This is a genomic window from Stenotrophomonas sp. 10L48 (assembly GCF_056395105.1).
This window is the reverse complement of record NZ_JBFTIX010000013.1, coordinates 81,512-94,190: the sequence shown is the minus strand read 5'-3', so window position 1 is coordinate 94,190 and position 12,679 is coordinate 81,512. Positions and strand designations below refer to the sequence as shown.

General features: G+C 67.4%; 13 protein-coding genes. 5 read left to right on the top strand and 8 right to left on the bottom strand.

The genetic code is table 11. The annotated features are described in order from the left end of the window. Positions 1-97 precede the first annotated feature (97 nt). From pepQ to rph, 8 genes are all read right to left on the bottom strand, one after another. Positions 98-1,429: a Xaa-Pro dipeptidase gene (gene pepQ / locus AC1DCU_RS18645; RefSeq protein ID WP_025874203.1), complete on the bottom strand. Its 1,332-nt coding sequence runs from the start codon at positions 1,427-1,429 to the stop codon at positions 98-100. A gap of 75 nt (positions 1,430-1,504) precedes the next feature. Next, on the bottom strand, positions 1,505-1,879 hold the full coding sequence (locus tag AC1DCU_RS18640; RefSeq protein WP_025874204.1) for a PilZ domain-containing protein: 375 nt from the start codon (positions 1,877-1,879) through the stop codon (positions 1,505-1,507). Then, on the bottom strand, positions 1,876-4,152 hold the full coding sequence (locus AC1DCU_RS18635; protein WP_442252288.1) for a DUF1631 family protein: 2,277 nt from the start codon (positions 4,150-4,152) through the stop codon (positions 1,876-1,878). Before AC1DCU_RS18635 ends, AC1DCU_RS18640 begins: the two co-directional genes overlap by 4 nt. A 119-nt stretch (positions 4,153-4,271) precedes the next feature. Continuing rightward, positions 4,272-5,498 carry a radical SAM family heme chaperone HemW gene (gene hemW, locus AC1DCU_RS18630; protein WP_442252287.1) on the bottom strand — a complete coding sequence of 409 codons (1,227 nt, stop codon included), beginning with the start codon at positions 5,496-5,498 and terminating at the stop codon, positions 4,272-4,274. Between the two features lie 34 nt (positions 5,499-5,532). Further along, positions 5,533-6,033 (bottom strand): hypothetical protein, encoded by a 501-nt coding sequence (locus AC1DCU_RS18625; RefSeq protein ID WP_442252286.1) that lies wholly within the window; start codon positions 6,031-6,033, stop codon positions 5,533-5,535. 26 nt (positions 6,034-6,059) lie between these two features. Next, positions 6,060-6,662, bottom strand: coding sequence for an RdgB/HAM1 family non-canonical purine NTP pyrophosphatase (rdgB, locus tag AC1DCU_RS18620; RefSeq protein ID WP_025874208.1), 603 nt, complete (start codon positions 6,660-6,662; stop codon positions 6,060-6,062). After that, a complete protein-coding gene (locus tag AC1DCU_RS18615) occupies positions 6,662-7,048 on the bottom strand; it encodes a VOC family protein (RefSeq protein ID WP_025874209.1) in 387 nt (128 codons plus the stop codon). Before AC1DCU_RS18615 ends, rdgB begins: the two co-directional genes overlap by 1 nt. After that, entirely contained in the window at positions 7,045-7,770 is a 726-nt protein-coding gene (gene rph / locus AC1DCU_RS18610; RefSeq protein WP_442252285.1) for a ribonuclease PH, read from the bottom strand. Before rph ends, AC1DCU_RS18615 begins: the two co-directional genes overlap by 4 nt. Before the next feature lie 123 nt (positions 7,771-7,893). On the opposite strand from rph, the gene AC1DCU_RS18605 reads away from it, so the two are divergent. The 5 genes from AC1DCU_RS18605 to AC1DCU_RS18585 all read left to right on the top strand — a co-directional run bounded on the left by AC1DCU_RS18605 (position 7,894) and on the right by AC1DCU_RS18585 (position 12,676). Next, positions 7,894-8,754 carry a YicC/YloC family endoribonuclease gene (locus AC1DCU_RS18605; RefSeq protein ID WP_032976986.1) on the top strand — a complete coding sequence of 287 codons (861 nt, stop codon included), beginning with the start codon at positions 7,894-7,896 and terminating at the stop codon, positions 8,752-8,754. Then, positions 8,751-9,413, top strand: coding sequence for a guanylate kinase (gmk, locus tag AC1DCU_RS18600; protein WP_032976987.1), 663 nt, complete (start codon positions 8,751-8,753; stop codon positions 9,411-9,413). Before AC1DCU_RS18605 ends, gmk begins: the two co-directional genes overlap by 4 nt. Positions 9,414-9,523: 110 nt before the next feature. Further along, on the top strand, positions 9,524-9,823 hold the full coding sequence (gene rpoZ, locus AC1DCU_RS18595; protein WP_005410877.1) for a DNA-directed RNA polymerase subunit omega: 300 nt from the start codon (positions 9,524-9,526) through the stop codon (positions 9,821-9,823). Positions 9,824-9,929: 106 nt separating this feature from the next. Next, positions 9,930-12,092, top strand: a complete 2,163-nt coding sequence (locus AC1DCU_RS18590) for a RelA/SpoT family protein (protein WP_025874213.1) — start codon at positions 9,930-9,932, stop codon at positions 12,090-12,092. Between the two features lie 197 nt (positions 12,093-12,289). Then, a complete protein-coding gene (locus AC1DCU_RS18585) occupies positions 12,290-12,676 on the top strand; it encodes a RidA family protein (RefSeq protein WP_025874214.1) in 387 nt (128 codons plus the stop codon). Positions 12,677-12,679 lie beyond the last annotated feature (3 nt).

The window sequence follows — 12,679 nt, the reverse complement described above, 5'->3', positions numbered from 1 at the left end:
CCATCGAGCTTACAGGGACGTACTTGCAGCGTCCCCTGCATGGCCCACCCGCCCCACCAACCGCGGCTTTTGATTTCAGCATCCAACCACGAGGGGCTCAGCCGTTGGCCGCCGCAAACACCGGGCGCGTCAGGTTGTCCGCTTCGCCATCAGTGCACAGCACTTCGTCTTCAATGCGGATGCCGCCGTACGGACGGAAGAAGTCCACACGCTCCCAGTTGATCGCATCGCCATGACCGGCGGCCTTCACTTCGTTCAACAGCATGTCGATGAAGTACAGGCCCGGCTCGATCGTCACCACCATGCCCGGCTCCAGCACGCGGGTCAGGCGCAGGTACGGATGGCCGGCGGGACGCTCGATGCGGCCGCCTTCATCGCTGGCCGCGAAACCGGCCACGTCATGCACCTGCAGGCCGATCAGGTGGCCGATGCCATGCGGGAAGAACGCGGCGCTGACGCCGGTTTCCAGCGCGGTCTGCGGCGATACCTTGATCACGCCGAAGTCCTTCAGCACGCCCATCAGCGACAGGTGCGCATCCACGTGCAGCTGCTTGTAGTCGAAGCCCGGGCGCACGGCCGCGCACATCGTCTGCTGCGCGGCATCGACCGCTTCGATCATCGCGGCGAACTCGTCATGGCCGGCGGCGGCGTAGGTGCGGGTGATGTCGCTGGCATAGCCGTGCGCGCTGGCGCCGGCATCGATCAGGAAGCTGCGCAGCGGTTGCGGTGCCTTGCGGCCCAGTTCGGTGTAATGCAGCACCGCCGCATGCTCGTTCAAGGCCACGATGTTGCCGTACGGCAGCTCGGTGGCGTCCTGGCCCACGGCCTGGCAGTACGCCATGTGGATGCTGAACTCGTCGGCGCCGTTGCGGAACGCCGCTTCGGCCGCGCGATGGCCGCGCACGCCGAGCACCTGCGCCTGGCGCATCAGGGCGATTTCGTACGGCGTCTTGCTGCCGCGGTGCCATTCCAGGTAGTTCACCACCGGCGCCGGATTGTTGGGCACATACGCGCCCAGCGCGCTCTGCGGCTCTCCCAGGATCGCGCAGCGCGCCGGGTCGGGCGGCAGCAGTGCCAGCGCTTCGTCCGGCGTGCGGATGATATGGATGTCGAAGTGCTCGACCCACCAGCCGCTCGGTGCATCCGGCACCACATGCCAGTAGTCGAACGGCTGGTGGAAGATCACCGCCGGACGCTTGCCCGGGGTGAACACGATCCAGCTGTTGGGTACACGGGTCAGCGGCAGCCAAGCCTTGAACTGCGGGTTGACCGCGTACGGATAGTCACGATCGTCGAAGACCTGGTAGTGCAGGGTGCCGCTGGGCACCACCAGGTGGTCGAAGCCGCCGCGTGCCAGCGCCTGCTCGGCGCGTCGGCACAGCACGGCCAGGTGGTCGGGATACAGGGCGCCGGGGTCTTGCTGGATCATTGCGGTGGCTCGACACGGAAAACGGCCCTAGATTCTGCCGGATACCGACGCAATCCGCTGTGCCGGAACCGGCACTCAGCCCGTCGAAACCGGTGCCTCGTCGCTGTCTTCGCCGATCCACCGGCGCAGCAGCTGCCGATGCTCGCGTGACAGGGTCAGGAAGCGGAAGCCTGCCCAGCTCTGGCCGGGTGCATGCGCCGGTTCGCTCCATAGCAGGTGTACGCCGACGTCGATCCACTCGCTGCGGCCATCGGCCAATGGCAGCGGGAAGCGCAACTGATACAGCGCATCGTCGCGCAGCGCGGCGCTGGCCAGCATCAGCATGCCGGTCTCGGACACGTTGCCAAGCCGGCCGACCACGCTGTCGCGCATCTGGTCGGTCACCGGTACCAGATCGGACACCTGCCGGCGCGGCGCGCGGCGGGTATCAACGGGCGGTTGCGTACTCATGCGTTGGGCTCCTGCGGGCGACGTCCGGCCAGCGTGCGCAGTGCGCTCAGGCTGGCCTGCCAGGCGCGGTCGACCAGACGGCCCCTGTCTTCGGTGACCAGCTGCGCGCGTCCGGCGGCCATCTGCCGGGCGAGGGCATCCAGGGTGGTTTCGCCGATCTTCTGCCCACGCGCGTTGACCAGCAGCACATGACCGGTCAGCAGGCTGTACCAGGACAGGCGCTGGCGGCGCAGCGCGCCTTCGCCATCGTCGATATCGAACCAGCTGCCGAAGGGCAGCGCGCACAGCTGCTGGTAACTGGCCTCCTCGGCCTCGCTGCGTGGTGCCGCATCGCTTGCCGGGGCCTGTGCGCCGGTGTGTTCGCCCAGCCGTGCACGGGCCTTCAGGCGTGCACTGAGCTCGGTGCGCGAGGTGCTTTCGTCTTCGCCACCTGGCGTGGACAGGCGGCGCGCGACGGCAGCCGCCTCCTCTGCGTGGTAGCCCACCTGCAGCAGGGCCGATTCAACCTCGGCAGCCAGCGCAGCGTCGGTCGCGCTGCTTTCGCTTGCGGCCTCGGCAGTGATCGCCGCGATGCGTTCGGTCTGCTGCAGGCGCTCCTGCCATTGCGGCGAATCATCGCCGTGGCGCAGGCGGGTCAGCGTCAATGCATCTGCCCACGCCTGGCGCAGCAGTGTCTGTACGAAGCGCGGCGGCTCCTGCGTATCGCAGCACTGGTCGATCTGCGCATTGGCCTGGCGTCGCGCAAGTTCCAGCCGCTCCTTGCCGCGTGCGGCTTCCACGTGGCGGCGCTCGGCCAGTTCGGCGCGGTGCGCGGCGGCGCGCTGGTGCTGCTGTATCTCGTCGTTGGCGGCGGCAAAGGCCTCGGGAGTGCGTGCATCCTGGCCGAGCAGGCCCTGCACGCTCTGCGCCAGTCGCTGCAGCAGCTGCGGATCGACATCGTCATCGCCGAGCCAGCTGGCGCCGGCTTCAGCGACATGGTTGAGCAGTTCGCGTGCCGGATGTTCGTCGCGCACGAAGAAGCCCGGGTCGGCCATCGCTGCGCGCGCCAGCGGTACCTGCAGGCGCGCGAGCAGGGCGGCTGGCACCGGGTCCGGCCGTTGCTGCTGCTGCACCTGCTGCAGCAGCAGGCGCAGCAGATCGAGGTTGTCGCGGTCGTGGCTGCCAAGGCTGGCCTGCGCGCCATGTTCGCTGCGCAGCTGGGCGACCACGGCGGCCTGCAGATCGGTCATGGCGCTGGCGGCGCTGGCCTGCCCCTGCAGGCGCGCCAGCACGGCATCAACCGCTGCACTGGGCAGGGCCGCTGGATCGGCCGCGGGCTGCGGAATCTGCCGCGCCTGTTGCAGCATCTCGTGCAGCACGCTGCTGGCCGGTACCGTCATGCCGGCCGACGCGCCGGGCGCGTCCGCATCCGCGAAGGCGTCCTGCATCAACGTCGACCACGAGCCGGGCGGTGCCGAGCCGCCCCAGCCGGTCATCGGCGTGGGCACGCGCGGAGACGGGCGTCCACTGCGGCCGCTGCCGACCGACTGGGTGATGATCCGGCGGGTGCTCGAAGAACGTGCCAGGTACGGGGTGTAGACCAGGCCCGGCAGGATGCCGTGCTGTGCCAGCAGCGCATTGGCGCGGTCGAGCACATTGCCCAGCCGCTCCAGTACCTGCCGCTCGAAGCTGCGGTACAGCGCCATCTGTACCTCGGCGCTGAGGGCATCCTGTTCGGCCAGCTTCCGTACCATCGCGCACAGGGCCTGCGGTGCCAGGGGCAGGGTGTCAGCTTCAAAGGCTGGTGCGCCGGCAACAACACCCAGGCGCTGGCCCAGCAGGTTCAAGGCGTTGGCCGAACGCAGGGTTTCCCGGCGCACCATTTCGGTCAGCAGCAGGTCGCGGTCGACTTCATGCTCGGCCACCAAGCTCAACCCCAGCATGCCGGGCAAGGGCGGTGGCGTGGTGGCGGCCACGACCGGGGTGATCGGTTCACGCAGCCGCGCAAGCGCATCGGCCAGCGCATCGAGCATGCGGTCGCTGAAGTGGCCGGCGAACGCATGCAGCTGGCCGCGCTGTGCCAGCAGGTCGGCCTGCTGCTGCGGGTTGCGGGCATGGTCGGCGTCATGCAGCAGGGTCTGCTCCAGCGCTTCCACGGTCAGGATCAGCGGTGCCGTCAGGGCCTGGTGGCACAGGCCGATCAACGCGCCCAGCAGCTCGCGCACGCGCGGCGGCAGGTCGGCTGCGGCCAGGCGGGCAGTGTCGGCACTGGAAAGGGAAAAGACAGCAGACATCGGCGAGGGGGTCCGGATTCCCGCGGATCGATCTTGGAATCTACCGTGTCGGCCGGTGAAGGCGCTACTTTAGCGATGGATCCATTCAGGGCCGCCTGCGATGGCGGCGCCGCAGCAGATCATGCTTCCAGGAACAGGCTGACCACATCGTTGGTGAAGCGCCGGCCCAGTTCGGTCGGCTGCACGTGCCCGTCTGCCACCACCAGCCAGCCACGCTGCACTGCTTCGCGCAGTGGTGTGTCCAGCACGCTGCGGGCCAGGCCGGTGCGCGATTCGAAGTCGCGCAGGCTGAACCCTTCGTGCAGGCGCAGCAGGTTGAGCATGTACTCGAACGGCAGGCGCTCGTCGGCGATCACTTCGTCACCGCCGAACGATGCGGCCGTGCCTGCGGTATCCATGAACGTCTGCGGGTGCTTGTGTTTCCAGCGTCGCAGCACGTGTTCCTCGGCACCGGAACTGATCTTGCCGTGTGCGCCGGCACCAATGCCGAGGTAGTCACCAAAACGCCAGTAATTCAGGTTGTGCGCGCTCTGCCGGCCGGGGCGGGCATAGGCACTCACCTCGTACTGGCCGAAGCCGGCCTGCGCCAGCAGCGCCTGGCAGTGTTCCTGCATGTCCCAGGCATGGTCTTCATCGGGGATGCCCTGCGGCGGCCGCGCGAAGAACACGGTGTTTGGTTCCAGGGTCAGCTGGTAGTGCGAGATGTGGGCCGGCTGCAACGCGAACGCGCGTTCCAGATCGGCCTCGGCACCGGCCAGGGTCTGCTCCGGCAGTGCGTACATCAGGTCGATGTTGAAGTTGTCGTAGCCCGCGTCCTGCGCCATCTTCACCGCGCGCTCGGCCTCGCCACTGTCGTGGATGCGGCCCAGTCGTTTCAGCGCGGCATCATCGAAACTCTGGATGCCGAAGCTGAGGCGGTTGACCCCGGCCGCGCGGTAGCGATCAAAGCGACCGTGCTCGGCGGTACCCGGGTTGGTTTCCAGAGTGATCTCGGCGTTCGGCGCAAAGCGCAGGCGGGCACTGGCCTGCTGCAGGAAGCGGTCGATCGCCTCGGGCGGGAACAGGCTGGGCGTGCCACCCCCGAAGAACACGCTGCTGACCACCCGGCCCCAGACCAGCGGCAGGTCCTGGTCGAGGTCGCGCACCAGCGCATCGATGTAGGCATCGAAGGGCAGTTCGCCCTTGGCCTGGTGCGAGTTGAAGTCGCAGTACGGGCACTTGCGCACACACCACGGCAGATGCACGTACAGCGCCAGCGGCGGTGGCACCAGACGTGGCGGGGCGTCGTGGTCGCAGGACTCGCCGGGCAGGTGGTTGCAGTGGTCGTGGTCGTGGGCGTGCGGCATGGCTGGCGTGATGCGGACGTGGGGGAGCGGCAGATCAGTCCGCCGCCCGTAGAAGAGGGTCGACCAGGGAGCGCGGCTGCGCGCGAAGCACGGCAGCGGCAATCTGGCGGAAGAAGGGCGAGGGCCCTTTGTAGCTGCCTATAGCGTTGTCCATCAAACGGTGGCGCGCCGGACTGCAGCCATTGCGCATGCACAGATGGAGACCGGAGACCATGGCCTTGCGCTTGTCGGCAAAACTGTCAAGCCGTACTTCCAGCACGTCCACCAACGCCACATGGCGCCACCGATGCAGGCTGCCGATGTTGTGATAGCGCATGTGGCCGGCAGCAGCGTCCAGTTCGACGCGCTGCCACATGATGGGCGCGCCGATGAGCGTGATGACGGTCATGCCGGCCAGCGCAACCACCGGTACCGCCCACCAGGATTCCTTCCCTGTCCACGCCAACATGCCGCCAAAGATCGCACCACTGATCAGCCCCAGTACGGCAAGCAGTTGCACCAGTTCCATTCCGGTGCGGTAGCGCTTCACTGTCATCCTTGAGTCTCCTGTCGGATGCTGGTTCAGGCCGCGAACTGCTGCTTGAGCTGCTGCTTGAGCTGCTGCAGGGCGATGGCGCGATGGCTGATGGCGTTCTTCAACGCCGGTTCCATTTCCGCAGCAGTCAGGCCGTGGGTGGTGTCCAGGAACACCGGGTTGTAGCCGAATCCATTGGTACCGCGAAGTTCGCGGATGATCTGACCTTCCCAGCGACCTTCGCAGATCAGCGGCTGCGGGTCGGTGGCATGGCGCAGCAGCACGATCACGGCGTAGAAGCGGGCGCTGCGCTGGCCATCGGCGATGTCGGCCATCGCTTCCAGCAGCTTGGCATTGTTGGCCGCCGCATTGGTCGGGTGACCGGCATAGCGCGCGCTGTACAGGCCCGGTGCACCGCCGAGGGCATCGACGATCAGGCCCGAATCATCGGCCAGCGCCGGCAGGCCGGTCGCTTCGCAGGCCGCGCGCGCCTTCAGCAGCGCGTTCTCGACGAAGGTCAGGCCGGTCTCTTCCACATCGCCCAGGCCCAGTTCGGCGGCCGAAGTGATCTGCAGCGGCAGGTCGGCGAGGATTTCCTGCATTTCCACCAGCTTGCCAGCGTTGTGGCTGGCCAGGACAAGCTTCTTCATCAGCGGGGCTCCAACAGGTCCCAGGTGTTGCCGTACAGGTCGCGGAACACCGCGACCGTGGCGTAGGGTTCTTCGCGCGGTTCTTCCAGGAACTGGACACCGGCAGCCAGCATCGCCGCGTGGTCGCGGCGGAAGTCATCGGTATTGAGGAAGAAGCCGACGCGGCCACCGGTCTGGTTGCCGATACGACTGCGCTGCTCGTCGTCGCTGGCGCGGGCCAGCAGCAGGGCGGCGGCGCTGCCATCGGTCGGGCCGACCACCACCCAGCGCTTGCTGCCCTGGTCGATGTCGTCCAGCAGCTGGAAGCCGAGCTTGCCGGTGTACCAGGCGATGGCCTCGTCATAGTCGGCCACCACCAGGGTGGTCAGGGCAATGCGCCGGTTCATGCCGACAGCGCTGCCTGCTGCGCGGCCAGCAGCTCGGTCACGCCCTTCTCGGCCAGGCCCAGCAGCGCATCGAGCTCGTCACGGCGGAAGGCATGGCCTTCGGCGGTGCCCTGCAGTTCGATGAAGCCGCCACCGTCGTTCATCACCACGTTCATGTCGGTGTCGCAGTCGCTGTCTTCGGCGTAGTCCAGGTCCAGCACCGAGGTGCCGCGGTAGACGCCGACCGACACCGCCGCCACCGCGCCGAGGATCGGGTTGCGCTTGATGTCGCCGCGCTTCATCAGCACGTTCACCGCATCGACCAGGGCCACGTAGGCGCCGGTGATGGCCGCGGTGCGGGTGCCGCCGTCGGCCTGCAGCACGTCGCAGTCCAGGGTGATGGTGCGTTCGCCCAGTGCGTTGCGGTCCACGCAGGCGCGCAGGCTGCGACCGATCAGGCGCTGGATCTCCAGCGTGCGGCCGCCCTGCTTGCCGCGTGCGGCTTCGCGGTCGCTGCGGGTGTGGGTGGCGCGCGGCAGCATGCCGTACTCGGCGGTCACCCAGCCTTCGCCCTTGCCACGCAGGAAGCCCGGCACCCGGTTCTCGATGCTGGCCGTGCACAGCACGCGGGTTTCACCGAAGCAGACCAGCACCGAACCTTCGGCGTGGCGGGTGAAACCGCGCTGGATGACGACCGGGCGCAGCTGATCGGGCTGACGGCCACTGGGGCGGAAATCGGACATGGGGCAGGTTCCGTAGGGAAAGGGAGTACGCCACCATCCCCGCGGCCTTCACGGGGCGGGGGAAAGGGGCTCAAAAGAGACCGCTAGGGTACCATTCCCCCTTTGCAAGCACCGGATACATCCATGATTCGAAGCATGACGGCCTATGCCGGCGGCGAGCGCTCCACCCCGTGGGGAACGCTGGGCTGCGAGCTGCGCTCGGTCAACCACCGCTTCCTGGAAGTGGGCACGCGCCTGCCCGAGGAACTGCGCGCATTGGAACCGCAGCTGCGCGAACGCATTTCCGCGCGCCTGAGCCGTGGCAAGCTGGATCTGGTGATGCGCCTGCGCGCGCCGGACTCGGCCGCCAGCCTGCAGGTCAACGAGGTGCTGCTGGGCCAGCTGGGCCAGCTGGCGCACCGGCTGACCTCCGATTTCCCCAACCTGCAGGTCAGCTTCACCGACCTGCTGCAGCTGCCGGGCGTCACCCAGGGTGAGGCCACCGATGCGGCAGCCCTGCAGATTGAAGCGCTGGCGCTGCTGGACCAGGTGCTGGAGGGCTTCATCGCCGCCCGCGAGCGTGAAGGCAATACGCTGGCCACCGCCATCGCCGAGCGCGTGGATGCCATCGAGCGCATCGCCGCGGAGGTCCGTACGCTGATTCCCGCCATTCGCGACGGTCAGCGCACCAAGCTCGCCGCTCGCCTGGCCGACCTGCCGCATCCGGTTGATCCGGGCCGCGCCGAGCAGGAACTGGTGATGTGGCTGCAGAAGCTGGACGTGGACGAGGAGCTGGATCGCCTGTCCAGCCATATCGTCGAGATCCGCCGCGTGCTCAAGCAGCGTGAACCGGTCGGCCGCCGCCTGGACTTCCTGCTGCAGGAGTTCAACCGCGAGGCCAACACGCTTGGCTCCAAGTCGGTGGACAGCCGCACGTCCAACGCCGCCGTCGAGCTGAAGGTGCTGATCGACCAGATCCGCGAGCAGGTGCAGAACATCGAATGAGCATTTCCACGCCCCCGGCCGCGATCGCACGCGGCACGCTGTACATCGTTGCCGCCCCCTCCGGCGCCGGCAAGAGCAGCATCGTCAACGCCACCCTGGCGCGCGACCCGCAGATTGCCCTGTCGATCTCCTTCACCTCGCGCGCCATGCGCCCGGGTGAAGTGAACGGCCAGCACTACCACTTCGTCAGCGCCGAGAAGTTCGAGGAAATGATCGCCGCCGGCGACTTCTTCGAACACGCCTGGGTGCATGGTGACTGGAAGGGCACCGCCCGGCAGTCGGTGGAGCCGCAGCTGGCCGCCGGCCAGGACGTGCTGCTGGAAATCGACTGGCAGGGCGCGCAGCAGGTGCGCCAGCTGGTGCCGGGCACGGTGACGGTGTTCATCCTGCCGCCGTCCAAGCAGGCCCTGCAGGACCGCATGCGCAAGCGTGGCCAGGACAGCGAGGCGGTCATCGCCCAGCGCCTGGGCGCCGCCCGCGATGAAATGCTGCACTTCAACGAGTTCGACTACGTCATCGTCAATGAAGTGTTCGACACCGCCGTGGACGAACTGTGTGCGATCTTCACCGCCAGCCGCCTGCGCCGGGACGCCCAGAAGGTCCGCCATGCCGGCCTGATCCAGGCCCTGCTGACCCCGGATGCGGGTTCAACTGATTGATTCCTAAAGGGTCCGGTGGGGGTTGGCTTGATTTTGTCCAGCCCCTGCCAGTACACTCCGTCCCCTTTCCCTCATTCGACTGAGCGGCCGACCGGTCGCCGGGAGCCCGTATGGCCCGCATTACCGTAGAAGATTGCCTGGAAGTCGTTAACAACCGTTTCGAGCTGGTGATGATGGCCTCCAAGCGCGCCCGTCAGCTCGCCAATGGCGTGCAGGCCACGCTGGACAACAGCGAGACCGAGGACAAGCCGACCGTGCTGGCGCTGCGCGAAATCGCTGCCCGCAAGATCGACAACGCGCTGATCGACGAAGTCGAGAAGGCCGAGCGTGAGCGCGCCGAGCGCGAAGCGCTGGAGTGGGCCGCCGCCGAAGTGGTCGCCGACGAAGACATGTCCAAGAACGACGATTGATCGCATCGATCAACGTCATTGCTGGATACGCCGAACAGCCCGCCCCGTGCGGGCTGTTTCGCATTCAGGGTTTGCCGTAAACGTCGCGCTGGCATAGGCTTTGGCCATGAACCCAGGCCCCACTGCCAAGGTCGCCGCAGTCCCCGCTGCCGCCGTACCCGATTACGTCCTCCAGCTCGAACGCGCCGCCCACTACCTGCCGCCCGAGCAGCTGCCGCTGCTGCGCCGTGCGTGGGAAGTCGGTGCCTCCGCGCACGCTGGGCAGACGCGCAAGTCGGGTGAGCCCTACATCACCCATCCGGTGGCCGTGGCCCAGGTGCTGGCCGAGCTCGGCCTGGACGTGGAAGCGCTGATCGCCGCGATCCTGCACGACACCATCGAAGACACCCCGCTGACCCGCGAGGCCCTGTCGGCCGAGTTCGGCGAAGCCGTGGCCGAACTGGTGGACGGCGTCACCAAGCTGGACAAGCTGAAGTTCCGCGACCGCCAGGAAGCGGCCGCCGAAAGCTTCCGCAAGATGCTGCTGGCGATGTCGCGCGACCTGCGCGTGATCATGATCAAGCTGGCCGACCGCCTGCACAACATGCGCACGCTGGGCGCGCAGAGCCGCGAAGCGCGTGGCCGCATCGCCCGCGAGACGTTGGAGATCTACGCCCCGATCGCGCAGCGGCTGGGCATGAGCCTGGTCAAGAGCGAACTGCAGAACCTTGGCTTCAAGGCGCTGTACCCGTGGCGCCACGCGATCCTGGAAAAGCACATCCGCAGCCAGCCGGTCGTGCGCCGCGAGGCGCTGGCGCAGGTGGAAGTGCAGCTGTCGCAGCGCTTGGCCAAGGAAGGCATCGAGCACCGCCTGGTCAGCCGCATCAAGACCCCGTGGAGCATCTACAACAAGATGCGCGACGAGAACAAATCCTTCGACCAGGTGATGGATGTGTTCGGCTTCCGCCTGGTGGTACGCGGCGTACCGCAGTGCTACCACTCGCTGGGCGCGGTGCATGCCGCGTTCAAGCCGCTCGATGGGCGCTTCCGCGATTTCATCGCCATTCCCAAGGCCAACGGCTACCAGTCGCTGCACACGGTGCTGTTCGGCCCGTATGGTTCGCCGATCGAGGTGCAGATCCGCACCGAGGAAATGGACCTGATCGCCGAGCGCGGCGTGGCTGCGCACTGGACCTACAAGTTCGGCGGTGATTCGCCCAACAGCGCGCAGAGCCGCGCCCACGCCTGGATCGTCGAACTGATCGATTCGCAGCGGGCCGCCGGTTCGTCGCTGGAGTTCCTCGACAACGTCAAGGTCGACCTGTTCCCGGACGAGGTCTACCTGTTCACCCCCAAGGGCAAGATCCTGGCCCTGCCGCGCAATTCCACCGCGCTCGACTTCGCCTACGCCGTGCATACCGACGTCGGCAACATGGCCGTGGCCTCGCGCGTGGACAAGAAACTGGTGCCACTGCGTACCAAGCTGGTGTCCGGGCAGTCGGTGGAGATCATCACCGCGCGCTCGGCCACGCCCAAGCCGCAGTGGCTCGAATTCGTGGTGACCAGCAAGGCGCGCACCGCCATCCGCCACCAGCTCAAGCAGCTGGAGCACGAAGACGCCGTGCAGTTGGGCCACCGCATGCTCGACCGCGCGCTGGAGGCGATGGACAGCTCGCTGGAGCGCCTGCCCAAGGGCCGCCTGGATGCCTTCCTGGCCGAACACCGGTTCCCGCGCCTGGAGGCCCTGCTGGCGGAAGTCGCGCTGGGCAACTGGATGCCGACCCAGGCTGCGCAGGCACTGATGGCCTACGCCGAACTGCGCGGCGGCGCGCATTCGCGCCACAGCTCGCAGGAAAAGATCCTGATCAACGGCAGCGAGCGTGGCGTGGTCACCTTCGCCGGCTGCTGCCAGCCCATTCCGGGCGACGACATCATGGGCTACCACACCGCCGGCAAGGGCATCGTGGTGCACCGCATGGATTGCCCGAACCTGGCCGAACTGCGCAAGTCGCCCGAGCGTTGGGTGCTGATCGGCTGGGATACCACCGTATCCGGCGACTACGACACCTCGCTGGTGGTGGAAGTGGAGAACGGCACCGGCGTGCTCGCACAGCTGGCCGCTGCGATCGCGCAGAGCCACTCCAACATCGAGCGCGTGGATTACCTGGACCGCGATTTCAACGCCGCAGTGCTGGCGTTCAACATCCAGGTGCGCGACCGCAACCATCTGGCCGAAGTGATGCGTCGCCTGCGCCGCCTGTCGGTCGTGCAGGCCGTTCGCCGGCAGTAGATCCTGCGCGTACTCTGGTAGCGCCGGGCCATGCTCGGCGAGCGCGCGGCGCGGCATGAATCAAATGCCGCCGGGCATGGCCCGGCGCTACCGGATCCGCGCTGTTTCCCAACGGGAAGAGGATCCGACCCCAGCCGACATTGCCCCCACCCGGTACAATCACCGCTCTGTTTTCCCCCAACGCACCGGAGCGACCCATGTCCCGCCAGATCATCAACACCGAAAAGGCCCCGGCCGCCATCGGCCCGTACTCGCAGGCCGTGCGCGCCGGCAACACCGTGTATTTCTCCGGCCAGATTCCGCTCGACCCGGCCACCGGCGACATCGTCGGCGTCGGTGACGTCGAAGCGCAGGCCCGTCGTGCCTTCGACAACCTCAAGGCCGTGGCCGAAGCCGCCGGCGGTTCGCTGGACAAGGTCGTGCGCCTGGGCCTGTACCTGACCGACCTGGCCGAATTCGCCAAGGTCAACGCGGTGATGCAGGACTACTTCCAGGCCCCGTTCCCGGCCCGTTCCACCATCGAAGTCTCCGGCCTGCCGAAGGGCGCCAACTTCGAGGTCGACGCGGTGATGGTCATCGACTGACCG

Coding starts and splice junctions, on each gene's coding strand:
- AC1DCU_RS18635 (WP_442252288.1), bottom strand. CDS start 4,152: ATGTCTGCTGTCTTTTCCCTTTCCAGTGCCGACACTGCCCGCCTGGCC.
- AC1DCU_RS18585 (WP_025874214.1), top strand. CDS start 12,290: ATGTCCCGCCAGATCATCAACACCGAAAAGGCCCCGGCCGCCATCGGC.
- rdgB (WP_025874208.1), bottom strand. CDS start 6,662: ATGAAGAAGCTTGTCCTGGCCAGCCACAACGCTGGCAAGCTGGTGGAA.
- pepQ (WP_025874203.1), bottom strand. CDS start 1,429: ATGATCCAGCAAGACCCCGGCGCCCTGTATCCCGACCACCTGGCCGTG.
- AC1DCU_RS18625 (WP_442252286.1), bottom strand. CDS start 6,033: ATGACAGTGAAGCGCTACCGCACCGGAATGGAACTGGTGCAACTGCTT.
- AC1DCU_RS18615 (WP_025874209.1), bottom strand. CDS start 7,048: ATGAACCGGCGCATTGCCCTGACCACCCTGGTGGTGGCCGACTATGAC.
- gmk (WP_032976987.1), top strand. CDS start 8,751: ATGAGCATTTCCACGCCCCCGGCCGCGATCGCACGCGGCACGCTGTAC.
- rpoZ (WP_005410877.1), top strand. CDS start 9,524: ATGGCCCGCATTACCGTAGAAGATTGCCTGGAAGTCGTTAACAACCGT.
- hemW (WP_442252287.1), bottom strand. CDS start 5,498: ATGCCGCACGCCCACGACCACGACCACTGCAACCACCTGCCCGGCGAG.
- AC1DCU_RS18640 (WP_025874204.1), bottom strand. CDS start 1,879: ATGAGTACGCAACCGCCCGTTGATACCCGCCGCGCGCCGCGCCGGCAG.
- rph (WP_442252285.1), bottom strand. CDS start 7,770: ATGTCCGATTTCCGCCCCAGTGGCCGTCAGCCCGATCAGCTGCGCCCG.
- AC1DCU_RS18590 (WP_025874213.1), top strand. CDS start 9,930: ATGAACCCAGGCCCCACTGCCAAGGTCGCCGCAGTCCCCGCTGCCGCC.
- AC1DCU_RS18605 (WP_032976986.1), top strand. CDS start 7,894: ATGATTCGAAGCATGACGGCCTATGCCGGCGGCGAGCGCTCCACCCCG.